The organism is Sphingobium nicotianae (genome assembly GCF_018603885.1).
Lineage (GTDB): Bacteria > Pseudomonadota > Alphaproteobacteria > Sphingomonadales > Sphingomonadaceae > Sphingobium > Sphingobium nicotianae.
The window spans coordinates 341,727-364,669 of sequence record NZ_JAHGAW010000001.1 but is presented as its reverse complement, the minus strand read 5'-3'; the positions used below and the strand labels follow the sequence as shown (position 1 = coordinate 364,669).

The window sequence follows — 22,943 nt, the reverse complement described above, 5'->3', positions numbered from 1 at the left end:
GGGCAGCTCGGCGCTTGGCTCATGAGAGCGATATTGCTCCTCGTCGAGCAGGCGCGCTTGGCGACAGCGCCTGGCCGGCGACGTTGACGGCGGTGCGACCCATGTCGAGGATGGGGTCGATCGCGAGCAGCAGGCGACGCCTTCGAGCGGCAGCGCGCGCCCAGAGGCCGAGCAGGACACCAGCGGCGAGACCGAGCAGAATCTGGAGCCCGAAGTTTGGTAGGCGGCGTCAAGACTGATCGACCATCATCATCCCTTCGGGCGACAGGCGGCTGAGAGCCGCGTGCAGGGGAAATGTCTATTTTTCATTTGGAATAGCAGGGGGCAAAAGTCATAGCGCCCTGAAGCCGGGCTTCACGGAGCGCCGATCAGGCAGTTCGCGCGGTGCGCGCACCCCGGCCGTCGATCATGCGGCTGACGGCCTCATGTATCTCCAGTTCCAGAGCGTCGAGTAGGGCATAACGCTGCCGATAGAGGCTCCGTTTCCTAGCGGGGATTGTCTCGGCATCGCGCCGGACGGGATCCACCGGCATCCGATACCAGTTCCGATCGAGCCGGACGCCGCCCCGGTCGGCCCAGGCCTCGTCATAGTTGAAGCTGGTGACGCCGTAGCCGCTGTGGCGATAATAACCGTCGCGATGGAAGCGCGCTTCATCGGCGACCGCCTGAATGTCCGAAACGCCAAGAGCACGGCACATCATGCGATGCAATTCGATCATCAGGTCGCGCGGGCGCAGGCCATGGGCCTCTTTGGTCATGTCCCGGTAGAGATCCCTGACCGCTGTATCGCCGCGCCCCTGAAGCCCGCCGATATAGCAGTGCAGGCGTCCTTCCGCCGAGGACAGCACGAAGCTGATCGAGAAAAGGCGATCGATTCCCTTCCAGAGGCTCAGGGTCGTGAGGCCATCGAACGACATCCAGCCAGGTTCGTCGATGGTCAGGCGATAGTCTTCGCCCAGTGTCTGCAGCTTGGCCAGTGTCCGAATAGCGTCCCGTTCGGGCATCAGGACCCCGCCAAGTGCCCTGACGGTGTTAAAATGGTCAAGGATGCGATCGAGCTTCTCGGTTCCGCTCCAGCCCGCGCAGGAGAGCGGGCGAAAGGGGCGCATGAAAAAGGGGCCTTCGGCTGCTTCATGAGCGATCCCGGAGAGCTTCCCGTCGATCCGTAGCGAGCGTATGATGACGTCCGGATTTCGGGTCATGGTCAAAGAGATATGGGCGATCCTGCGGAGCTGCGGGATGATCGCGCTGCCGAGCTGCCCGCGCCTGCGATCCCACAACAGCTTGGAGCCATAAGTGAGGCTTCCCGAGACCAGAGCAGCCTCACCGTAGATCAAGACGAAATGGGCGGGCTGCACGAAACGCTCCGGCTCCCTGCCGCCGAAATGGCCAGCGCGGGACTGGAATGTTGACGGCGCCGCGCCCGCGATTCCGCACTCCACCCGGACGCGCGGTTCGCAAATCGGCTGCTTTATTTTGGGAATCGGTTCAGACGGGCGGGCAGAGGCGGGAGAGGGCGCTGCGCCACCAGGAAAAGTGGCTCCCCGAGTAGGATTCGAACCTACGGCCATTCGATTAACAGTCGAATGCTCTACCGCTGAGCTATCGGGGAGCAGTCGGACTTTCGCCCGACGAGGGGGCGCCTATAGCAGCGGCTTTCTTAAGATGGCAAGTCGCTTAGGCGATAAATTGTTCGGCGGCGATGCGGTCGTCCAGCGTGTGCTCCGGATCGAACAGCAAGGTGAGCGGCATGGCCTGGTCTATGGCGATCTCGACCGAGGCCACGTCGCGCACTTCGCGCTGGTCGGCGACGGCGGAAACTGGGCGCTTCACGGGGTCGACCACCCGCATCTTGACCTTGGTGCGCTCCGGCAGGATGGCGCCGCGCCAGCGTCGCGGGCGGAACGGACTGATCGGCGTCAGCGCGACGAGGCCGCAGCCGAGCGGCAGGATCGGCCCCTGCGCGGAGAGATTATAGGCGGTCGATCCCGCCGGCGTCGCCACCAGCGCGCCGTCGCAGACGAGCTCCGGGATCACCACGCGATTGTCGACCGACACCTCCAGCCATGCCGTCTGGCGCGTCTCGCGCAGCAGCGAAACCTCGTTGATCGCCGGCAGCGTGACCTGTTCGCCGCTCACCGTCGTGGCATGCATGCGCAGCGGGTTGACCTTGTACACCTTGGCCCTGTCGAGGCGCTGGTCCAGACCGTCGAGCCGCCACTCGTTCATCAGGAAGCCGACCGTGCCAAGGTTCATGCCGAAGATCGGCAGCGTGCGGTGATTCTCCAGCATGCCGTGCAGAGTCTGGAGCATGAAACCGTCGCCGCCGAGCGCGATGATCGTGTCAGCCTGGTTGAACGGCACGAATTGCGAGACGGCATGCAGCCGCCGCGCGGCTTCCTGCGCCGCTTCGGTCGGAGAGGCGACGAGAGCGAGCTTGCGCTCCATATTGTCCTTATCCGCCCGTGACGCTCATGTGGCGGCGCGTCGAGGGTGCGGCGCCCTTTGCCACGCTGAAGTCGTGCGCGATCGGCTTGGCCGCGAGCGCCCGATCGAGCAGCGCATCGATGCCGGCGACGCCCTGCTCGCGGAAGGCCGCCTTGAGATCGACATGATCCTCATGGCCCAGGCACATGTAGATGCGGCCCTGGCAGGTGAGGCGCATGCGATTGCAGTCCGCGCAGAAATTGTTCGAGAGCGGCGTGATCAGGCCGAGTCGGACGTTGCTGCCCGACAGAGCGAAATAGCGGGCGGGACCGCCGGTGCGCTCGTCGAGCGGAATGAGGTCATGCGTCTCTCGGATCGGCGCGATCGCCTCGATCAGCGGCAGATACTGGTCGGAGCGGGCATCGGCGATGTCGCCGAGCGGCATGGTCTCGATGAGCGTGAGGTCGAACCCCAACGATTCGCAATAATCGAGCAGCGGCAGGATCTGGTCTTCGTTGACGCCGCGCAGGGCCACCGTGTTGAGCTTGACCTTGAGGCCGGCATCGCGCGCGGCCGACAGGCCCTCGAGCACCTTGGCGAGATCGCCGCCGCGCGTGATGTGCGCGAAGATGGCGGGGTCGAGCGCATCGAGACTGACATTGATGCGGCGCACGCCGGCATCGACCAGCATCTCGGCATGCCGGGCGAGCTGGGTGCCGTTGGTGGTAAGGGTCAGCTCGTCGAGCGCGCCGGACTTCACATGCCGGCCGAGCGCACGGGCCAGATCCGCGAAATCGCGCCGCACCAGCGGCTCGCCGCCTGAGAGGCGGATGCGGCGGATGCCGCGCGCGATGAAGCGATCGGCGATGACCGCAATCTCTTCGAGGGTCAGGATTTCCCGCTTGGGCAGGAACTGCATGACCTCGTCCATGCAATAGCGGCAGCGCAGGTCGCAGCGGTCCGTCACGGAAATGCGCAGATAGTCGATGCGCCGCCCGAAGGAGTCGCGCAGGCCTTTGTCGGGGTCCGGCAGCGTGTCGATTGCGTTCGCCATGCCTCTTAGCTAGGCGATGAGGGGAGAAGGCGCAACCATGCCGCCCAAATTGGAACAGGTCGCAACCGGTTTTGACAAAGGTTTCCGCCACGCAGACCGAGGGCCGGGATGGCTCGGCGCCCGTTTTTACGGACCAGCCGGATGTGCTGCCTCTTTTCATCCTGTCTCTGGACCAGCGCGACGAATTGTCGGTCATGGCGAGCCGGGCGGGCTGGAAGCCGGTGGCTGCACGCCGCCGGGACCGCGCCGAGAGCCGCTATCTGGGCAGCCTTGCGCGCACGGCCCTCGTCGATCTGCGCGGGCTGGACGATCACCAGGCAATGACGGTGGTGGCGGGACTTGCCGATGCCGTGGAGGCATCGGGCGGGGCGTTGCTGGCGTTGGTCGATGATGCCGGTGCGCCGCACGTGACCGATCTCGTCGCGGCCGGCGTCACGCATCTGCTCGATGGCGTTATTTCGCAGGGACGGCTCGCGACCGCCCTGCGCGCGGCCGACAAGCTGGCCGAGCGGTTGATCGGCAGCCTCGCCGCAGCGCGCAATCGTCACGCCGTCCAGCGCAGCGATGCGCTCTTCTGGCGCTGGAACGGCGCGGAGCGGACGCTGTCCGTCAGCCCGGCACTGGCCGAGATGCTGGTGATGATCTCGCCCGACGTGGATCACAGCCGCTGGACGATCAGCGACCTCGTGCGCGCGCTCGATCGGTCGGATCGCAGCGGCGCGATCGCGGCGATCCGCCATGCCGTCGATGATCTGATGCCGGCCGCGTTCGCGCATGCCGTGCCGGGACAGTCGGGACGGCGGCTCGTGCAACATCTCTACCCGGACTCCAACGGCTTCAGCGGCGAGATCGAGGAGCTCAACACCCATCGGCGACCGGACTCGCGCGACCGTGACTCGATGACCGGTCTCGCCAGCCGGCAGGGTGCGGTCCGCTGGATCGAGCATGTTCAGGCCGATGGTCGTCGCCCGGTGGTACTGCTCGTGGGCCTTGGCGAGTTCGATCGGGTCAATAGCGCCTATGGACGGCTCGTGGGCGATGCGATGCTGAACCGGGTCGCCATGCGCATGACGCGCCTGCTCGATGCGATGGGCGCGCGCGAGGCGTTGATAGCGCGGCTGACCGGCACGGAGTTCCTGATCGGCCTGACCGGCGAGCCCGGTACGGTCGAGCCGCCGCTCGAGCGCGCCGCGCTGCTGGCGCGGCAGGCGATCGCGGAGATCAGCCGACCCTTCAACGCGGGCGACTTCCTCATCCGCCTCTCCAGCCGCTGCGGCATCGCGCTGGGGCAGGAGGGGGACACGGCGGAACGGATTCTGCGTCGGGCAAGCAACACGCTGGCCGATGCCCGGCGGGGCGGGGCGCAGGGCGGAATCCGTGTGCGCGTCGCCGACGACAGTAGCCGCATCGTCGACGATGACCGGCTCCACGACGATCTGCGTCACGCCCTCGACAGTGGACAGATCCAGATCCTGTTCCAGCCGCAATATGACATGGCGAGCGACGGCATCATCGGGGTGGAGGCGCTCGCCCGCTGGCAGCATCCCCACTATGGCGAGATTGGCGCGGGCGCCCTGTTCTCGATCGCCGAGCGCTCGGATTTCATGCTGCCGCTCTCGGACCATATCCATGCGCGAGCGCTCGCAGAGGCGGCCGCCTGGCCCGAGGCGCTGCGGCACCTGCGGCTCGCGGTGAACGTGACGGCGGCGGACATTGCCGAGCCGGACTTTCTGGCGAGTTTCCTGCGCCTGGTCGACGAGTCGGGCTTCGCGCGCGAGCGGCTGACCGTGGAGCTGACCGAAAGCGGGCTGGTCGAGGATCTCGACAGCGCCTCGCTGCTGCTGACCCAATTACGCGAGGCGGGGCTGGCAGTTGCCGTCGATGATTTCGGAACCGGCTATTCGAGCCTCGCTTATCTCAAGGCGCTGCCGCTCGACTATCTCAAGATCGACAGCAGCATCGCGCGCGATATCACCGGGACCGGGCGCGACCGGATCATCGTGCGTGCGATCATCGACATGGCGCGCTCGCTCGACCTTGGCGTGATCGCCGAGGGCGTCGAGACCGAGCAGCAGCTGGCGCTGCTCGCACGGGCCGGGGCGACTTGCTATCAGGGCTTCCTGCGCTCGCCGCCGGTGACGAGCGAGGTGCTGGCGGGATTGGTGGCCCCGTAACCGTCACCCCGGCGAATGCTGGGGTCTCAGGCGGGCTGGCGGGCCGCTGACGGACGAGATCCCAGCATTCGCTGGGATGACGGTGACAGAACTAACAGAACGAAAGGCGTCAGGCCGCCTCGCGGAACTCCAGCTCCAGCCGGTCCCAGATCTCGACCAGGGCCACGACCAGCTCGCGCATCATCTCCTCCGAGTGCGACGGGCCGGGGGTGAAGCGCAGGCGCTCGGTGCCGCGCGGGACGGTCGGGAAATTGATCGGCTGCACGTAGATGCCATATTCGGCGAGCAGAATGTCGCTGATCCGCTTGGCCTTGACCGGATCGCCGACCATCAGCGGCACGATGTGCGTGACCGAGGGCATGACGGGGAGGCCGTTCGCGGCCATCTCAGCCTTGAGGAATGCCGCAGCCGCCTGCTGCTGATCGCGCTCGATCTGGCTGCCCTTGAGATGACGCACCGCCGCCAGCACGCCGGCGACCAGCACCGGCGACAGCGAGGTCGTGAAGATGAAACCGGGCGCATAGCTGCGGATCACATCGATGATCACCTGATCGGCCGCGATATAGCCGCCCATGACACCGAACGCCTTGCCGAGTGTGCCCTCAAGGATCGTCACGCGATGGGCGACCTCGTCGCGCTCGGTGATGCCACCGCCACGCGGGCCGTACATGCCGACGGCATGAACCTCGTCGCAATAGGTCAGCGCGTTATATTCGTCGGCGATGTCGCAGATCGCCGCGATCGGTGCGATGTCGCCGTCCATCGAATAGACGCTCTCGAACGCGATGAGCTTGGGCGCATCGGGATCGGCCGCGGCGAGCAGCTCGCGCAGATGCGCCAGATCATTGTGGCGGAAGACACGCTTCTCGCAGCCCGAGTTGCGGATGCCCGCGATCATCGAGGCGTGGTTGAGCTCGTCCGAGAAGATGATGCAGCCGGGCAGGATCTTGCCGAGCGTGCCGAGCGTCGCCTCGTTGGAGACATAGCCCGAGGTGAAGAGCAGAGCGCCTTCCTTGCCGTGCAAATCGGCCAGCTCGGCTTCCAGATCGACATGATAATGCGTGTTGCCGCCGATGTTGCGCGTGCCGCCCGAGCCCGCGCCGACATCGTGCAGCGCCTCTTCCATGGCGGCGATCACGCTCGGGTGCTGGCCCATGGCGAGATAGTCGTTCGAGCACCAGACCGTGATCGGCTTGGGACCATTATGATGCGCGAAGCAGCGCGCGTTGGGGAAGGCCCCCTTGTTGCGCAGGATGTCGATGAAGACGCGATAGCGCCCTTCTCCGTGCAGGCGTTCGATCGCCTGAGTGAAGATATGCTGGTAGTTCATTGTCGGCAGCAACCCCGTCTCGTTCCCGCGCATCTAGCGGTCAATTCCGCCGAGCGCCACTGATAATAGCTCTCAAATTCCCAATCAGAATAAGCAGTCTGTCCCTACAATGCCCTGATCTGAGTCAAGCCGAAGCGCGCGAGCGCTGGTGCCAGCTTCTCGACCTCCGCATCGACACGCGTGAAGACGGCGATGCCCTCCGGCGCGGTTTGTGGCCAGGGCGCATCGCCATTGAGATAGGCGATGCGGCGGGCGATGCCGGCGGCGCCATCCAGGAAGGTGATGGGGCGCGGCGCGGCTGCCTCCAGCTCGTCCTGCACCAGGGGGAAATGGGTGCAGGCCAGGACGACCATATCCATGCGATCGCCGCCCGGCTGATCGAGCAGGCCCGCAAGCGCGTCGGCGGGCACCGAGGGATCGGCCGGGGCGCCGCGCAAGCGGGCCTCGACATAGGCCACGAGCGCGGCGCTGCCGTGACGCAGCACCGTGCAATCGGCGCCATGCTCGGCGGTCAGGCGGTCGACATAGGGTTGGCGCACGGTCGCGTCGGTGCCGAGCACACCGATGACACGGGTCCTGGACGCGATGGCGGCGGGCTTGATGGCGGGCACGGTGCCGACCACGGGGATGTCGAGCGCGGCGCGGACATGGCTGAGCGCGATGGTCGCGGCGGTGTTGCAGGCGATGACGGCGATGCGCGGGCGATAGCGCTCGACGAGGCGGCCGAGCAGGGCAGGGACGCGCGCGGCGATCTCGCTGTCTGGTTTGGTGCCATAAGGAAAACCGGCGCTGTCGGCCGCATAGACGACCGGGATGTGCGACATCAGCGCCTTGGCCGGGCCGAGGATGGTGAGACCGCCGACGCCCGAATCGAAGAAGAGCACGGGGGCGTCCGGGGGCGTCGTGGCGTCGAGCATGGGCTTCCTTGTGGCGTGGTGTCGAGGCAAGTCAACCGGCGGATTCGCGGATGCCGCCGTGGCACGATTTTCGGGCGAAAGGTCACACTGGGGTCACGCCATGATCATGGTCACAAGCAACGGAAATTCGGACTGGTGATGAGGGTGACCATGCTGAGGCCGTTATCCTGGCATAGCCCGCGCCGCACGGGACAGATTTTTCAAGCGATGTTGAGGAGTCATCATCTTTCTGCCAACAGACCAGCAAAGCGAGGAGAGGACGAGATGGCGGCGGCAGTTTCTGAACGCGATCAGGTCATCGGCATGATCACCGGCGCCTGGAAAACGCAGGTGATCGGCGAGGGTGTCAAGCTCGGCCTGTTCGAAAGGATCGGTGACGGGACGACGAGCGCGGACGCGCTGGCGCAGGCGACCGGCGCGAACCCGGACGGCGTCATGCGGCTGCTGCGCGGGCTGGCGACGCTGGGCCTGCTGCGCCACGAGCCCGGCAATCGCTTCACCCTGACTTCGCTAGGCCAATATCTGCGCCGCGACGCGGCCGATTCGCTCAATGGCATGACCGGGCACTGGTCCGACCGGATGTGGTACAGCTTTGCCGGGATTGGGGAGAGCATCCGTACCGGCGAGGCGTCCGCCCCCTCCGGTATCGACCATTTCGCGCAGCAGCAGGCGGACGTGGCGAGCGCCGACGTGTTCAACCGGGCGATGGCCGAGGGCAGCCTGCGAGTCGGACGCGCGCTGGCGCAGGTCTATGACTTTTCGGATTGCCGGACGCTGATGGACGCGGGCGGCGGCTATGGCGCGCTGCTGGTCGGCCCGCTGGAGGCCAATCCGCAGCTCAAGGGGCAGGTCTATGATCTCCCGACCCTGTCCGGGGTGGCGCTGCGCTATCTGGACGAGCAGGGCGTCGGCGGCCGGGTCGATTATCTGGGCGGCAGTTTCTTCGAGAGCGTGCCGGCGGGCGCCGACTGCATCATGCTCAAGTTCATCCTGCACGACTGGAACGACGCCAATTCGCTGACCATCCTGCGCAATTGCGCCAAGGTCATCGGCGATGGCCGCATCCTCGTCATCGAGCGAATCGTGCCGGAGACGGTGAGCGAGGTGGACCAGGACGTGATCCGCGGCGACCTCACCATGCTGACCGTCGGCGGCAAAGAGCGCACCGAGGCGGAATATCACGCCCTGCTGAGCGAGGCGGGCCTGACGATCACGAAGATCGTGGAGATCGACGCGGCTTATTCCGCGATCGAGGCGCGGGTGGGATAGGCGTCAGAACTCGTCCGCAGGCCCTCGGATTCCCGCGGTCCGCTCCGCCGAGATGATCGTGTTCTCGAGCAGCATGGCGATGGTCATCGGGCCGACGCCGCCGGGGACGGGCGAGATGTGCGAGGCCTTCTTGCGCACGCCCTCGAAATCGACGTCGCCGACGATGCGGCCATCCGCCAGGCGGTTGATGCCAACATCGATGACAACCGCGCCGGTCTTGACCATCTGCGGCACGATGAGATTGGGGACGCCCGCCGCGACCACGAGAATATCCGCGAGGATCGTCCACTGGCCGAGATCGCGCGTCTTGGCGTGGCAGATCGCGACGGTGGCGTCGCGGGCCATCAGCATCAGCGCCATCGGCTTGCCGACGATGTTGGACGCGCCGACCACGACGACGTTGCGTCCCTCGATCTCAATCCCGCTATGTTCGAGCAGGTGCATGACGCCATAGGGCGTGCAGGGCGGGAAGATCTGTCGCCCGACGACCAGCGCGCCGACATTGTAGAGATGGAAGCCGTCGACATCCTTCTCCGGCGCGATGGTCTCCAGCACCTTGGCCATGTCGATATGGGCGGGGAGGGGAAGCTGGACGAGAATGCCGTGGACGTTGGGATCGGCATTGAGCTTGCCGATCAGCACCAGCAGCTCCTCGTTGGAGATGGTGGCGGGGTAGCGATGGCTGATCGACTTGATGCCGACCGCCTCGCACGCCTTCACCTTGCGCCGCACATAGATGCTCGACGCCGGATCCTCGCCGACCAGCACCACCGCCAGGCCCGGCGTCACCCCCCTGGCCTGCAGCGCCTCGATCCGCGCGCGCTGCTCGTCGCGCATCTTGAGCGCGACGGCCTTGCCGTCGATGATCGTGGCGCCGGTCGGGGCGTCGGGCTTCAGGGCAGTCGAGGTCACAATGGTCCCTTTCATCGGGCTGTGGGGAGCGAGCTCCGTTTTCGATAGCCGCGCGGGGTGCCGCCGTCGAGACGTCTGACGCGGTGCCGCGCGGATTGGCTATATTCATCGCCGGGCCAGCCACTGAGACCCTTCCAAGAAAGGGCTGCTGGGGTCCGCCCAGCTTTGGGTCGAGATCTGCGGTTGGCGCAGATATGGCGGACAGGGTGGGATTCGAACCCACGGTGAGCTTCCACCCACGGCGGTTTTCAAGACCGCTGCCTTAAACCACTCGGCCACCTGTCCTTGTCGGCGGGGGCCTAGATGAAAGTCGCGGCGAAGGGAAGGGGATGGCATCGACCAGGGCGCCGCGACGACCCGGCGCCTGCCGCAAGACGTCCTCGCGATGCAAGGCTCCTCCCGATGATGCGACGCGATTTCCGCAGCCGGGCTGGGCAGGTGCGCGGGGCCGATCGGGCAAATGCGCCGGACCGTCTCTCGCTGGCCTTGCCTCGGGGGCACGACATGGCACTATAGGGCATGCCTGCTTCCATTCGCGCCGTGCGCCTTCGCATTCTTCTTCGCCTCGTCAGTGTCATCGCGCTTGGTGCGCTTGCGATCGGGCCGGGATATTGCCAGTCATCGACCTCGACGGTGGGATCTGCGACCGAGACGGGCTTTGCGACCTATCTGCAGGGGCTGCGGCCAAGGGCGCAGGCGCTCGGCGTGAGCGATGCGACCTTCGAGCGGGCGATCGCCGGACTGACCTTCAATCCGCGCGTGGCGGCACTGGACCGCGGCAACATGCCGACGGCCGATGACGCGCCGATCCCCGATTTCGAGCCATATCGCCGTCAGCATATCGATGCCTCCAAGATCGCGCGCGGCCGCGCGGTCTATGAGGCCAATCGCGCGCTGCTGCGCGGGATCGAGCGCGATACCGGCGTGCCCGAGGAGATCATGGTCGCGATTTTCGGGCATGAGACGAATTACGGCACGATCACCGGCGATTTCGACCTGCTCCGTTCCCTGGCGACACTGGCCTATGAAGGGCGGCGGCGTGCGCTGTTCGAGCCGGAGCTGCTCTCGGTCATGGTGATGATGCAGCGCGGCGTACCGCGCGAGCGGTTGATCGGGAGCTATGCCGGTGCGTTCGGTTACCCGCAGTTCCTGCCGAGCGTCTATCTGCGCGATGCGCGCGATGCCGATGGCGACGGGCAGCCCAATATCTGGTCGAGCCAGGCCGATGCGCTTGCTTCCATCGCCAATTATTTCCAGCGCGCCGGCTGGCGCAAGGGCGAGCCGTGGGGCATCGCCGTGCGCCTGCCCGACGGGTTCGATCGCAGCCGGATCGCCAGCCCCATCGTCGCGCCGCGCTGCAAGCGGGTGTTCGGTCGGCATAGTCGCTGGCGCTCGATGGCCGAATGGCAGGCGATGGGCATCACGCCCAGCAAAGGCATCTGGCCGGATGGCAAGATCCAGGCGACGCTTCTGGAACCCGATGGCCCGGGAAAGACCGCATACTTACTGACTGGTAACTATCGCGCGATATTGGACTACAATTGTTCCAATTTCTACGCGTTGTCAGTGGGGCTTCTGGCGGATGAGGTCAGGCAGTAAATTCATCGTCGCGGTGCTGGCGCTTCTGCCGGTCACCGCATGCGGCATGATCGACGGGCGGAACGACGATGTCCGGCCGAAGCTGGGCGCTGCGATGCCTGCCGGTGGCCCGGCACTGGCGCCCGTTGCCGCGCTCACGCCTGTTGACGCTCCCGTCGCGGCTCCCCAATCCTACGAAAGCTGGCCCGCCGGACCGCTGATGGCGGCGGCGATGCGCAACGACGACAAGCCCGTCATCGGCGCGCCCTATACGATCGACGGCGTAGCCTGGCAGCCTGCCGACGTGCCGAGCCTCGACGAGGTTGGCTATGCGGCCCTGCTCGGCGATGCCGCGGATGGCCGTCAGACAGCGAATGGCGAGGTCTATGTGCCCGGCGCGATCAGCGCGGCGCACCGCACCCTGCCGATGCCGAGCTATGTCGAGGTGACGGCGCTGGACACCGGGCGCACGATCCTGGTGCGCATCAATGATCGCGGGCCGATGCTGAACGATCGCGTGATCGCGCTCTCGCCGGGCGCCGCCCGCCAGCTCGGCATTGCTGCCAATGGCACTGCGGCCGTGCGCGTGCGCAAGGTCAACCCGCCCGAGCAGGAGCGCACGAAATTGCGCGCCGGCAGCCCCGTCGGCGAGCGGATGGAGACGCCGGCCGGATTGCGCGCGGCACTGATGAAGCGGCTGCCCGCGAAACCGGCACCGCTTGGCGCACCGGCGCCGACGCTCGGCGCGAGCACGGATGCCGCCCCGGCCGACCCGGCGCTCAAAATCGTGCCGGTGCTCCACTCGCGCGCTCCGGCGCGTCCGCCCTCCGCCGTGGCGGCAGCGCCGGTTCCACCGAGCCAGCCTCGTCCGGCAGCGCTGGCTCCCGCGCGCGCGGCACCGGCTGCTCCCGCAGCACGGAGCGGCGGCTATGTCGTGCAGCTCGCGGCGCTCTCCTCCCGGGTGAAAGCGGATGCCATGGCGCGCAGCGTCGGCGGTTTCGTCATGCCGGTCGGGTCGCTCTTCCGTGTCCGCACGGGGCCTTATGCCAGTGAGGCCTCGGCGCGGGGCGCGCTTGGCCCGATCCATGCCAAGGGCTATGCAGAGGCGCGCGTGGTGGCTAATGACGCTCGCTAAGTGAGCGGCGGCGCCGGTCACGTTCTAGCGTTCGTCATGACCGGATTTCTCGATGCGACCATTTTTGCCGTTTGCGCTGGCGTTGCCGTTTCTCGTGACGGCCGCCGCCGCGAGCACGCCCAGCTATGATAGTTCCGCCCCCGTCGCCTACATGATCGACCTGTCCTCGGGACGGGTGCTCTACGATCGCGACTCGGGCCGGCGCATGCCGCCCGCATCTCTGGCGAAGATGATGACGGTGCATGTTGCCTTCAAACTCATCAAGGAGGGCAAGCTCAGGCTCGACCAGAGCTTCCCGATGCGGACCGAGACCTGGAAGAAGTGGCATGGCCAGGGTTCGACCATGTTCATCGGCAACAACGAATCGGTGACCGTCGAGAACCTGCTGCATGGCATTGTCGCGCTGTCGGGCAATGACGCCTGCGTGGTGCTGGCCGAAGGGATCTCGGGATCGGAAGAGGCATTCACCGACCTCATGAACGCCGAGGCGAAGAGGCTCGGTCTGACCAACAGCCATTTCGGCACCAGCAACGGCTGGCCGGACGAGGGGCGGACCTATGTGACCGCGCGCGATCTGGCCGTTCTGGCGCGCGCGACGATCGAGCAGACACCGGACCTATACAAGCAATTCTATGCGACCACCTCGTTCAAATGGGGCCGCACCATGGGCGGTGCCGACATCGAGCAGGCGAACCGCAACCCGATTCTGGGCAAGGTCGCCGGCGCGGACGGCCTCAAGACCGGCCATACCGAGGAAGCCGGCTTCGGCTTCACCGGTTCGGCGATCCAGAACGGCCGGCGGCTGATTATGGTCGTTGCCGGCCTCTCCACCTACAATGGGCGGATCGACGAATCCGTCAGGTTCATGGACTGGGGCTTCAAGGCCTGGAAGCTGCGGCCGATGGCCAAGAAGGGCGCGGTGCTCGGCACCGGCCAGGTGCAGGGCGGCTGGTCGCGCAGCGTCGATCTGGTCGCGCCGCGTGATCTGGTCGCGACGATCCCCGCTTCGGCCGGCGGGCAAGTGCGCGGGCGCATCGTCTATGACGGGCCGATCAAGGCGCCGATCGCGCAGGGGCAGGAAGTGGCGAAGCTGGTCGTCGATGCGGGTGATGGCACCACCCAGTCGTTGCCGCTGGTGGCCGGCGCGGCGGTCTCCGAGGCGGGCTTCTTCGGCCGGCTGTGGACCGGTTTCCTCTCGCTGTTCGGTTGAACGCAACCATGCCGCGCGGCCGCTTCATTTCGCTGGAGGGTGGCGAGGGCGTCGGCAAATCGACACAGGCAAGGCGGCTTGCCGCGGCACTGGGCGAGCGCGGCATCCGGACCGTGCTGACGCGCGAGCCTGGCGGGAGCGAGGGCGCCGAAGCGATCCGGGGGCTGCTGCTTTCCGGCGCCGCCGATCGCTGGACGATCCGCGCCGAAGCGCTGCTCTTCGCGGCAGCGCGCGCCGATCATGTCGCGCGGACGATCCTGCCTGCGGTGGAAGCCGGCAAATGGGTGATCTGCGACCGGTTCCTCGACAGCAGCCGCGCCTATCAGGGCGTTGGCGATGAGCTGAGCGATACCGACATCCTGGCGCTGCACGGCATTGGCTCGGATGGGCTGCTGCCGGACCGGACCCTGCTGTTGCATTTGCCGCTCGACGAGAGCAGCGAGCGGGCCGGGGCGCGGGACGGTGGCGCGGCCGACCGGATCGGCGGGCGCGATGCGGAATTCCATTGCGCGGTCGCGGCGGCGTTCGAGCGCTTCGCCGATGCGGAGCCGGCCCGCTTCCGGCGGATCGACGCGCGCGGATCGATCGACGAGGTGAGTGCACGCCTGCTGGCCTCGCTGGCCGACTGGCTGCCATGACCGACTGGCTTGGCCACGACGCGCAGATCGCCGAGCTGATCACGGCGAGCGCCGCCGAGCGCATGCATCATGGCTGGATTTTCGCCGGCCCCAAAGGCGTGGGCAAGGCGGGCATCGCCTTCGATTTTGCAAAGCGGCTGCTTGTGGCGGGAGCGGGGCGGCGGTTGCCCGAAGCCAGGTTGGCGCCAGACGGCGACGACATGGCGGTCAAGCTGCTGGAGGCGGGATCGCATCCGGACTTCGTGCGGCTTGAACGGCTCGAGCGCGATACCAAGAGCGCCGAGGGCCAGCTTGCGCGCAATATCACCGTCGATCAGGTGCGCGGCCTCGCCCGACTGCTCCACAGCGCGCCGTCGATGGGATCGCGGCGCGTGATCCTGATCGACAGCGCCGACGATCTGGAGACAGGCGCGGCCAATGCACTGCTCAAGAATCTCGAGGAACCGCCCACAGGCGCCGTCTTCCTGCTGGTCGCGCATCGACCGGGACGGCTGTTGCCGACGATCCGCTCGCGCTGCCGGATCCTGCGTTTTCAGGCGCTGGACGGTGACGTCATGTTGTCCGCCTTGGCGCAGGCGCTCCCGGATGTGCCGGCGGCCGAGCGGGCCAGGCTGGTCGCCATCGGGGAAGGATCGCCGGGGCAGGCCATCGCGTCGCGAGAGCTTGACATGCCCGCGCTGGAACAATCGCTCGAGGTCATCGCGCGGGGTGGGCATTCCGCCGACACGGAGCGGGCGCGGCTGATGGCGGCGCTGTCCAGCGTCAGCGCACGGCCACGGCTCGACGCGTTCGTCAATCTGGTGCCGCGTTTCATTGCCCGGCGGATGCGCGAGGCGAGCGGCCCGGCGTTGGGGCGGGGGATCGAGGCTTTCGAGGAAGCGCAGCGGCTCGGCGCGGGCGCGGTGACGCCGCTCCAGCTCGAGCCGAGCGCGCTTGTCTATACGCTGTGCGGGACCGTGGCGGGGCTTGGCTCCTAGGCATCAGCGCTCCCGCGAAACCAGGAGCACCGTGTCGCTCTAAGGCTAGGCATGCCGGACCAGCAAGGCTAGAGAGGCGCTCTCGCAGCCGCACGACGGTCGCCAACCCGCCCATGCAGGATATCATGCCCAAGCCGCTCACCATCACGACCGCCATCAGCTATCCCAATGGCCGTCCGCATATCGGCCACGCTTATGAAGCCATCGCAACGGACGTGTTCGCGCGGGCGGCGCGGATGATGGGACGCGACGTCTTCTTTCAGACCGGCACCGACGAGCATGGCCTCAAGGTCGCTCAGACGGCGCGGGCGCGCAACATTGATCCGCAGGCCTTTGTCGACGAGATGTCATCCTATTTCAAGCAGATGGATGATCTTCTTGGGATCAGTTATGACCGCTTCATCCGCACCAGCGAGCCCGGCCATCACGGCGCCTCGCAGGCGATCTGGGAAGCGATGGCGGCCAATGGCGACATGTATACTGGCCGTTACGAGGGCTGGTACTCCGTCCGCGACGAAGCTTTCTACGACGAGAGCGAATTGAGTGACGGTCCCGGCGGCGAGAAGCTGTCGCCGCAGGGCACGCCGGTCGAGTGGACGGTGGAGGAGAGCTGGTTCTTCCGCCTGTCCAACTATCAGCAGAAGCTGCTCGATCATTATGCCGCGCATCCGGATTTCATCCAGCCCGAGAGCCGGCGCAACGAGGTGCTGCGCTTCGTCGAGGCGGGGCTACGCGATCTCAGCGTCTCGCGCTCGACCTTCAATTGGGGCGTCAAGGTGCCCGGCGCGCCGGGGCACGTCATGTATGTCTGGGTCGACGCGCTGACCAATTATCTGACCGGCTGCGGCTATCCCTATGATCAGGAGCGGATGGACCGCTACTGGGCGCCGGATGGCGATATCGTTCATATCATCGGCAAGGATATCGTGCGTTTTCATGCAGTTTACTGGCCGGCCTTCCTGATGAGCGCCAAGCTGCCTCTGCCCAGGACGATCTTCGGTCACGGCTTCCTGCTCAACCGCGGCGAGAAGATGTCGAAGTCGCTGGGCAATGTCGCCGACCCGAACGAGCTGGCGGAGGCGTTCGGAGTCGATCCGCTGCGTTACTTCCTGCTCGCCGAGGTCGGATTCGGAAATGATGGAAGCTATAGCGCGGAAGCTATTGTTCACAGGACGAATACCGAGCTTGGCAATGCATTCGGCAATCTCGCCCAGCGCACCTTGAGCTTCATCGCCAAGAATCTCGACGGACGGCTGCCGACGCCGGCACCGACCGAGGATGACACGGCGCTGCTGGCCGCAGTGCGCGAGGCGGCGCAGGTCGAGATGCCCAGGGCCTTCGAGGCGCTGGCGCCGCACGAGGCGATCCAGGCGTGGCTGCGCGCCGCTTATGCCTGCAATGCCTATATTGACGCGCAGGCGCCCTGGGCGCTGCGCAAGACCGATCCCGCACGCATGGAAGCCGTGCTGGCGACGCTCTATGTGGCGATCGCGGAACTCGCCATCGCCATCCTGCCGGTCATTCCGACCAGCGCGACGGCGCTGCTCGATCATATGGGCGTGCCGCCGGAAGCCCGCAGCTATGCCGGGCTCGCCAGCGACTGGTATGACGGGCTGCTCACCAAGGGCTACCGGATCGAGGCGCCCAAGCCCCTGTTCCCGCGCCTCGAGGTTCCGGCCGAGACCGAGGCCGAGTGATGCTGGTCGATAGCCATTCCCATCTCAATTATGAGGGGCTGGTCGAGGATCAGCCGGGCGTGCTGGCCCGGGCGCGGGCGGCGGGCGTGGGCACGATGCTCAACATCTCGACCCGCGAGCGGGAATGGGACGCGATCATCGGGACGGCGGAGCGCGAGCACGACGTCTGGGCCAGCGTCGGCATCCACCCGCACGAGGCCGACAGCCACGCCCATGTTGACACGGCCAAGCTGGTCGGGGCCGCGGCGCATCCGCGCGTCGTGGCGATCGGCGAGACGGGGTTGGACTATTATTACGACCATAGCGACCGGGGCCAGCAGCAGACCAGTTTCCGCGCGCACATCGCCGCGTGCCGCGAGACGGGGCTGCCGCTGATCGTCCACACCCGCGATGCGGAGGAGGATACGGCGACCATCCTGCGCGAGGAGATGGGGAAGGGGCCCTACACCGGCGTCATCCATTGCTTCACCGCGAGCGGGGACTTTGCCGACATCGCGCTGGAACTGGGCTTCTACATCAGCATTTCCGGCATCGTGACCTTCAAGAATGCCAAGGCGCTGCAGGAGACGGCGGCGCGCATCCCGGCCGATCGCCTGCTGGTCGAGACGGATTCGCCGTTCCTGGCGCCGGTGCCGCATCGCGGGCGAACTTGCGAGCCGGCCTATGTCGCCGATACGGCGCGCTTCCTCGCCGATCTGCGCGGCGAGGCGCTGGACGATCTGAGCGCGGCGACGACGCGCAATTTCTTCGCTCTGTTCAGCAAATGCGCGCCAGATCCGGCGACGCCGTCCTGACGTCATGACCTTGAAACTCGTCATGCTGGGCAGCGGGACCTCCTCGGGGGTGCCGCGCATCGGCGGGGACTGGGGCAGATGCGATCCGGCCGATCCGCGCAACCGGCGCACGCGCGTCTCGGTCCTCGTCGAGAGCCTGACCACGCGCATCCTGGTCGACACCTCGCCGGACATGCGCGAGCAATTGCTGGCTGCGGGGGTGGTCCATCTCGATGCCGTGCTGTGGACCCATGACCATGCCGATCACAGCCATGGCATCGACGACCTGCGCCAGATCATGCATTATCGCGGAACACCCGTGCCGGGCTATGGTCACCGCGCGACGATGGCCAAGCTGCGCGCGCGCTTCGACTATGTGTTCGATGGCGGCAATGGCTATCGGCCGACCGTGAAGGGCGAGGATCTGCCGGACGAAGGGCTGACGATCGGCGATGTCGCCCTGCGCGCCGTCGATCAGCCGCACGGGTCGATCTATTCGAGCGGATTCCGGTTCGATCTGGATGGGAAGTCTGTTGCCTATGCAACTGATTTCCATGAGGTAACGAACGATATGGCAGACCTGTATGCCGGCGTCGATGTGCTCGTCATCGATGCCCTGCGCGAGAGGCCCCATCCCACCCATCCCCATCTCGCGATGACGCTGGAGGCGATCGCCCGGATCAAGCCGGGTCGCGCCATCCTGACCCATATGGACCAGAGCCTGGATTACACCACGCTCGCGGCCAGCCTTCCCGAAGGCGTCGAGCCGGGCTATGACGGGCTGGTCGTAACGCTATAACCGCGTCGACAGCACGAGAGGAGCGCAAACCTGGCCGATACGACCGCCAATGTGATCTGGATCCTCCTGGCCCTCGTGCTGGTAGGCAGCAGCCTTTCGCTGCGCCGCCTGCCGACGACCAATCTGGTCAAGCTGATCCTGCTGTGGGTGGCGATCTTCGGGATTGTTTTCCTCGTCGTGCGTCTCGCAACCGGCATGGCCTGAGCCGGGACCGTTCGCGCGGGCGCAAGCGGGGTTCGCTCCGGGCCAAGCTTTGGTGTGCGGCGCTCCCTAGACTTGTGGCGATAAGGAGAAGGAGGGGCGATGCCGGTTCTGGAGTTTGACTATGTGGTCGTCGGCGCCGGATCGGCAGGCGCAGCGCTCGCCGCGCGTCTCTCCGAGCGCGAGGATGTTACCGTCGCATTGCTCGAGGCGGGTGGCAATGACACGCATCCCTTCATCCATGTCCCTTCCGGCGTGGCCGCCGCGATCGGCACCAAGGCGATCAACTGGCGCTTCGAGACGGTGCCGCAGCCGGGCATGGCGGGCCGGCGCATCCCGGTGCCGCGCGGCAAGGTGGTCGGCGGCTCGGGCCAGATCAACGGCATGGTCTATTTCCGCGGACACCCGACCGATTTCGACGAATGGGCCGACATGGGCGCCACGGGCTGGAGCTATCGCGAGGTGCTCCCCTATTTCACGCGCACGGAGAATAACGAGGATCTGCCGGAATCCGTGTTTCACGGCAAGGGCGGGCCGATCAACGTCAAATATGTCCGCAATCCCAATCAATTAAACTATGATTATATGGACGCGCTAGCCTCGCTCCAGTTTCCGCGCCGGGATGATTTCAACGGGGTGGACAGCGAAGGCTATGGCTTCCGTCAGGGGCTGATCCGCGACGGTTTCCGGGAATCGACGGCGCGCTCGATGCTTCATCCGGCCGAAAGCCGGCGCAACCTGACCGTGCTGACCCAGGCGCAGGTGGCGCGCATCCTGTTCGAGGGCAAGCGCACGATGGGCGTGCTGCTCACGGATGGGCGCGAAGTCGGCGCGCGGCGGGAGGTGATCCTCTGCGCCGGCGCGGTGCAGTCGCCGCAGATCCTGCTGGCCTCCGGCGTCGGCCCCGCGGCGCATCTCAAGGAGGTCGGCGTCGAGCTCGTGCATGACCTGCCGGGCGTCGGCGGCAATTATCACGACCATGTCGCTTGCCCAGTCCATATGGAGACGGACGACTTCACCTCCTATGGCGTGAGCTGGAAGGCGCTGCCGCGCGGTGCCTGGAATGTGCTCCAGTATCTTTGGAACCGCACCGGACCGTTTGCCGGCAACGTGTTCGAGTCCGTCGCCTTCCTCAAGACCGATCCGTCGCTCAGCAAGCCGGACGTCCAGTTCGTCTTCCAGCCAGCCAAGCGGCTGACCACCAAGATCCCGCTGCCGATCGGCCATGGCTATGCGATCAGCCCGGTCGGGCTCTATCCCAAGAGCCGCGGCACGCTCCGCCTGGCCTCGGCCGACGTGCGCGAGGCACCGCTGATCGATCCGCAACTGCTCTCGGTGGAGGAGGATATCGAACCGCTGGTGCGGGCGCTGAAGATCGCGCGCCGGGCTTTCGCGGCGCCGAGCTTCGAGAAATATCGCGGCGTCGAGGTGGCGCCCGGGCCGGACGTGCAGAGCGACGAGGAGATCAAGGCCTTCATCCGCTCGGCCGGCTATACCGTCCATCACCCCGGCGGCACCTGCCGGATCGGGGTCGATAAGGATGCCGTGGTTGATCCCGATCTCAAGGTGCATGGCGTCGAGGGCCTACGCGTGGCCGATGCGGCCGTGATGCCCAAGATGGTCGGCGGCAACAGCAACGCAGCCTGTGTTATGATCGGCGAGCGCGCGGCGGATAAGATATTGGGTAAGCCCGATTTGCCGCCAGCTGTGCTACCGCCGGAGTCCGTTGCCAGAAAATCATAAAAAAGCCTTTTAGGAGAGCAAGATGTCTGTCGAACATATGAGGAGTTGGAAGATTGGCGACGTCGCTGTGACGCGCATCGTAGAGCTCTGGAAGTTCACAGATCATATCAACATGACCATCGCCGATGCCGAGCCGGAAGAGGTGATCGCGATGGACTGGCTGCATCCCCATTATGCCACGCCGGATGGCCAGCAAATCATGAATTTTCAGGGGTTTGTTGTCCAGACTCCAGAATTGAATGTAATGCTGGATACCTGCATCGGCAATGGCCGCGATCGTTTCTACGATGTGTTCCGCGATCTCAATACCAGCTATATCGAGGATCTCGGTACGCTCGGCCTCAAGCGTGAAGACATCGATGTGGTGCTCTGCACCCATCTTCATTTCGATCATGTCGGATGGAACACCTATTGGGACGGCAGCCAGTGGGCGCCGACTTTCCCCAATGCGCGCTATCTCTTCGGCAAGACCGAATATGCCGCCTGGCAGGAGATGCGCAGCCATGACGATCATGGCCCGCATGACGTGCGACATTTCATCGACTGTATCGACCCGATCATGGAGCGCGGGCTGGCCGACCTGATCGACACGGATCATCGCATCAGCGAGGAGCTCTGGGTGGAGCCGAGCCATGGCCATACACCGGGGCACATCCATCTCTGCATTGAGTCTAATGGTGAGCGGGGTGTCATCACTGGCGACCTGATGCATCACCCGATCCAGACAGCTTTGCCTTCTCGCCCCGCTCGGTTCGACATGGACCCGGTCGCGGGCAAAGCGACAAGGGAAAGCTTCGTGGAAAAATACAAGGACAGCGGGGCGCTGGTGATAGGGGCACACTTTGCAGACCCCACCGCCGGCTGGATCCGGAGCGACGGCGATGGTCAGCGCTTCTTCGGCGTCGGACTGGAGGACTGAGCGATGGCGCGAGAAATTCCCGACTATCCGCTGGATATCTTCACGCACGATGCCGTGCGCAACGCCAATGCGATCGACGACGCGCTGCGGGAATTTTCGCCCGCCGTGCGCCTCGCCGACGGAACGGTGATGATTGGCCGGCACGAACATGTCTCGGCCGGCCTGATGGACTGGAAGAGCTTTTCCTCCACGTCGCGTCCCTGGCATGATCCCAAGTCGCTGCGGCCGGAAATCCTGCTGACAGACGATCCGCCGGCCCATACACGGGTTCGCCGGGTGATCGGTGATGCCTTGTCACCACGCACGCTCGATTCCATGCGGGAGATCTTTGTCGAAGGTGCCGAAAAGCTCGTGGCGGAACTCCGCCAACGCGATGGCGAGTTGCTCGATGGCGTCACGGAAGTCACGCGCCGCTTCGTCTATGACGTCTTCCCGGATTCTCTGGGAATGCCGCATGGCGATCGGAATGCCATGACCGGCTTCTCCAACATGGTCTGGGCGACGATGGGGCCGGAGAATGCGCTGTTTCAGGAGGCGATGGCCGAGGATTTCGGTCCCGTCCTGCAATGGCTGGACGATGTCAGCCAGCGCGAGGGGCTGGAGCCGGACGGGTTCGGCATGCTGCTGTTCAAGGCCGCGGACGAGGGCAAGATCACGGTCGATGAAGCAAAGCTTTTGCTTCTCACCATCCTTTCGGCCGGCACCGACACCACCTACATCACCATGGCCAACCTGCTGCGCGCCTGGGCAGAATATCCCGAAGAGTTCGCCAAGGTGAAGGAGAATCCCAAGCTGGTGCGCAATGCCTTCGACGAGAGCCTGCGCTGGGACAGCCCCTCGCGCATGGCCGGGCGCATCACGACGGTGGACGTGCCGATCGACGACATGGTCGTCCCGGCCGGCACCCGCGTCGGCCTGATGTTCGCCGCGGCCAATCGCGATCCGCGCTTCTGGGAGGATCCGCTGACTTACAGGATCGGGCGCGATCTCAAGCATAGCCTGGGCTTCGGCTATGGCGTGCACGCCTGCGTCGGCCGGACCCTGGCCTATATGGAGGCGGATGCCCTGTTCGGCGCGCTGGTGCGGGAGCTGGACAGCGTCGAGCTGGCCGGCGCGGTCGAACCGTGGATGACCACCGTCGGTCATGGCCCGGCCAAGGTGCCGGTGCGGCTCCACTTCAAGAAGTGAGC

General features: G+C 65.9%; 20 protein-coding genes and 2 tRNA genes. 14 read left to right on the top strand and 8 right to left on the bottom strand.

Features of this window, described 5'->3' with window-relative positions:
• Positions 1-368 precede the first annotated feature (368 nt).
• From KK488_RS01840 to moaA, 4 genes are all read right to left on the bottom strand, one after another.
• On the bottom strand, positions 369-1,358 hold the full coding sequence (locus tag KK488_RS01840) for a DUF535 family protein (protein WP_214621411.1): 990 nt from the start codon (positions 1,356-1,358) through the stop codon (positions 369-371).
• A gap of 179 nt (positions 1,359-1,537) precedes the next feature.
• Positions 1,538-1,612: transfer RNA gene (locus KK488_RS01835), tRNA-Asn, on the bottom strand.
• A 65-nt stretch (positions 1,613-1,677) separates the two neighbouring features.
• Entirely contained in the window at positions 1,678-2,448 is a 771-nt protein-coding gene (locus KK488_RS01830; protein WP_214621410.1) for an NAD kinase, read from the bottom strand.
• Positions 2,449-2,455: 7 nt separating this feature from the next.
• Positions 2,456-3,481 (bottom strand): GTP 3',8-cyclase MoaA, encoded by a 1,026-nt coding sequence (gene moaA, locus KK488_RS01825; protein ID WP_214621409.1) that lies wholly within the window; start codon positions 3,479-3,481, stop codon positions 2,456-2,458.
• A 71-nt stretch (positions 3,482-3,552) separates the two neighbouring features.
• On the opposite strand from moaA, the gene KK488_RS01820 reads away from it, so the two are divergent.
• On the top strand, positions 3,553-5,655 hold the full coding sequence (locus KK488_RS01820) for a putative bifunctional diguanylate cyclase/phosphodiesterase (RefSeq protein ID WP_250889976.1): 2,103 nt from the start codon (positions 3,553-3,555) through the stop codon (positions 5,653-5,655).
• Positions 5,656-5,764: 109 nt separating this feature from the next.
• Here the strand turns inward: KK488_RS01820 and hemA are convergent, their stop codons facing one another.
• Entirely contained in the window at positions 5,765-6,985 is a 1,221-nt protein-coding gene (hemA, locus tag KK488_RS01815) for a 5-aminolevulinate synthase (RefSeq protein WP_214621408.1), read from the bottom strand.
• 104 nt (positions 6,986-7,089) lie between these two features.
• Positions 7,090-7,902, bottom strand: a complete 813-nt coding sequence (gene murI / locus KK488_RS01810; protein WP_214621407.1) for a glutamate racemase — start codon at positions 7,900-7,902, stop codon at positions 7,090-7,092.
• Positions 7,903-8,166: 264 nt separating this feature from the next.
• Between murI and KK488_RS01805 the strand changes: the two genes are divergently transcribed.
• Positions 8,167-9,171, top strand: coding sequence for a methyltransferase (locus KK488_RS01805; RefSeq protein WP_214621406.1), 1,005 nt, complete (start codon positions 8,167-8,169; stop codon positions 9,169-9,171).
• A gap of 3 nt (positions 9,172-9,174) precedes the next feature.
• Here KK488_RS01805 and folD read toward each other — a convergent pair whose 3' ends face one another.
• A complete protein-coding gene (gene folD / locus KK488_RS01800; RefSeq protein WP_214621405.1) occupies positions 9,175-10,098 on the bottom strand; it encodes a bifunctional methylenetetrahydrofolate dehydrogenase/methenyltetrahydrofolate cyclohydrolase FolD in 924 nt (307 codons plus the stop codon).
• Between the two features lie 180 nt (positions 10,099-10,278).
• Positions 10,279-10,368 (bottom strand) — tRNA-Ser (locus KK488_RS01795).
• 255 nt (positions 10,369-10,623) lie between these two features.
• Between KK488_RS01795 and KK488_RS01790 the strand changes: the two genes are divergently transcribed.
• The 12 genes from KK488_RS01790 (at position 10,624) to KK488_RS01735 (ending at position 22,941) form a co-directional block, all read left to right on the top strand.
• Positions 10,624-11,682, top strand: coding sequence for a lytic murein transglycosylase (locus KK488_RS01790; RefSeq protein ID WP_432653827.1), 1,059 nt, complete (start codon positions 10,624-10,626; stop codon positions 11,680-11,682).
• Positions 11,666-12,796 carry a septal ring lytic transglycosylase RlpA family protein gene (locus KK488_RS01785; RefSeq protein ID WP_250889975.1) on the top strand — a complete coding sequence of 377 codons (1,131 nt, stop codon included), beginning with the start codon at positions 11,666-11,668 and terminating at the stop codon, positions 12,794-12,796. The genes KK488_RS01790 and KK488_RS01785 overlap by 17 nt, the downstream gene beginning before the upstream one ends.
• A 52-nt stretch (positions 12,797-12,848) precedes the next feature.
• Positions 12,849-14,006 carry a D-alanyl-D-alanine carboxypeptidase family protein gene (locus tag KK488_RS01780; protein WP_214621403.1) on the top strand — a complete coding sequence of 386 codons (1,158 nt, stop codon included), beginning with the start codon at positions 12,849-12,851 and terminating at the stop codon, positions 14,004-14,006.
• Positions 14,007-14,014: 8 nt separating this feature from the next.
• Complete coding sequence (tmk, locus tag KK488_RS01775) at positions 14,015-14,644, top strand: dTMP kinase (RefSeq protein ID WP_214621617.1); 630 nt, start codon at positions 14,015-14,017, stop codon at positions 14,642-14,644.
• A complete protein-coding gene (locus KK488_RS01770; RefSeq protein WP_214621402.1) occupies positions 14,641-15,621 on the top strand; it encodes an AAA family ATPase in 981 nt (326 codons plus the stop codon). The genes tmk and KK488_RS01770 overlap by 4 nt, the downstream gene beginning before the upstream one ends.
• A 125-nt stretch (positions 15,622-15,746) precedes the next feature.
• On the top strand, positions 15,747-17,318 hold the full coding sequence (gene metG / locus KK488_RS01765) for a methionine--tRNA ligase (RefSeq protein WP_214621616.1): 1,572 nt from the start codon (positions 15,747-15,749) through the stop codon (positions 17,316-17,318).
• Positions 17,318-18,112, top strand: coding sequence for a TatD family hydrolase (locus tag KK488_RS01760; protein ID WP_214621401.1), 795 nt, complete (start codon positions 17,318-17,320; stop codon positions 18,110-18,112). The genes metG and KK488_RS01760 overlap by 1 nt, the downstream gene beginning before the upstream one ends.
• Positions 18,113-18,116: 4 nt before the next feature.
• Entirely contained in the window at positions 18,117-18,890 is a 774-nt protein-coding gene (locus KK488_RS01755) for an MBL fold metallo-hydrolase (RefSeq protein WP_214621400.1), read from the top strand.
• A 51-nt stretch (positions 18,891-18,941) separates the two neighbouring features.
• Complete coding sequence (locus KK488_RS01750; RefSeq protein ID WP_214621399.1) at positions 18,942-19,094, top strand: hypothetical protein; 153 nt, start codon at positions 18,942-18,944, stop codon at positions 19,092-19,094.
• Between the two features lie 99 nt (positions 19,095-19,193).
• Entirely contained in the window at positions 19,194-20,834 is a 1,641-nt protein-coding gene (locus tag KK488_RS01745; protein WP_214621398.1) for a GMC family oxidoreductase, read from the top strand.
• A 22-nt stretch (positions 20,835-20,856) separates the two neighbouring features.
• A complete protein-coding gene (locus KK488_RS01740; protein ID WP_214621397.1) occupies positions 20,857-21,753 on the top strand; it encodes an MBL fold metallo-hydrolase in 897 nt (298 codons plus the stop codon).
• A gap of 3 nt (positions 21,754-21,756) precedes the next feature.
• Complete coding sequence (locus KK488_RS01735) at positions 21,757-22,941, top strand: cytochrome P450 (RefSeq protein ID WP_214621396.1); 1,185 nt, start codon at positions 21,757-21,759, stop codon at positions 22,939-22,941.
• Positions 22,942-22,943: the final 2 nt, after the last annotated feature.

Coding starts and splice junctions, on each gene's coding strand:
- KK488_RS01830 (WP_214621410.1), bottom strand. CDS start 2,448: ATGGAGCGCAAGCTCGCTCTCGTCGCCTCTCCGACCGAAGCGGCGCAG.
- moaA (WP_214621409.1), bottom strand. CDS start 3,481: ATGGCGAACGCAATCGACACGCTGCCGGACCCCGACAAAGGCCTGCGC.
- hemA (WP_214621408.1), bottom strand. CDS start 6,985: ATGAACTACCAGCATATCTTCACTCAGGCGATCGAACGCCTGCACGGA.
- murI (WP_214621407.1), bottom strand. CDS start 7,902: ATGCTCGACGCCACGACGCCCCCGGACGCCCCCGTGCTCTTCTTCGAT.
- KK488_RS01805 (WP_214621406.1), top strand. CDS start 8,167: ATGGCGGCGGCAGTTTCTGAACGCGATCAGGTCATCGGCATGATCACC.
- folD (WP_214621405.1), bottom strand. CDS start 10,098: ATGAAAGGGACCATTGTGACCTCGACTGCCCTGAAGCCCGACGCCCCG.
- KK488_RS01785 (WP_250889975.1), top strand. CDS start 11,666: ATGAGGTCAGGCAGTAAATTCATCGTCGCGGTGCTGGCGCTTCTGCCG.
- KK488_RS01780 (WP_214621403.1), top strand. CDS start 12,849: ATGCGACCATTTTTGCCGTTTGCGCTGGCGTTGCCGTTTCTCGTGACG.
- tmk (WP_214621617.1), top strand. CDS start 14,015: ATGCCGCGCGGCCGCTTCATTTCGCTGGAGGGTGGCGAGGGCGTCGGC.
- KK488_RS01770 (WP_214621402.1), top strand. CDS start 14,641: ATGACCGACTGGCTTGGCCACGACGCGCAGATCGCCGAGCTGATCACG.
- metG (WP_214621616.1), top strand. CDS start 15,747: ATGCCCAAGCCGCTCACCATCACGACCGCCATCAGCTATCCCAATGGC.
- KK488_RS01760 (WP_214621401.1), top strand. CDS start 17,318: ATGCTGGTCGATAGCCATTCCCATCTCAATTATGAGGGGCTGGTCGAG.
- KK488_RS01755 (WP_214621400.1), top strand. CDS start 18,117: ATGACCTTGAAACTCGTCATGCTGGGCAGCGGGACCTCCTCGGGGGTG.
- KK488_RS01745 (WP_214621398.1), top strand. CDS start 19,194: ATGCCGGTTCTGGAGTTTGACTATGTGGTCGTCGGCGCCGGATCGGCA.
- KK488_RS01740 (WP_214621397.1), top strand. CDS start 20,857: ATGTCTGTCGAACATATGAGGAGTTGGAAGATTGGCGACGTCGCTGTG.
- KK488_RS01735 (WP_214621396.1), top strand. CDS start 21,757: ATGGCGCGAGAAATTCCCGACTATCCGCTGGATATCTTCACGCACGAT.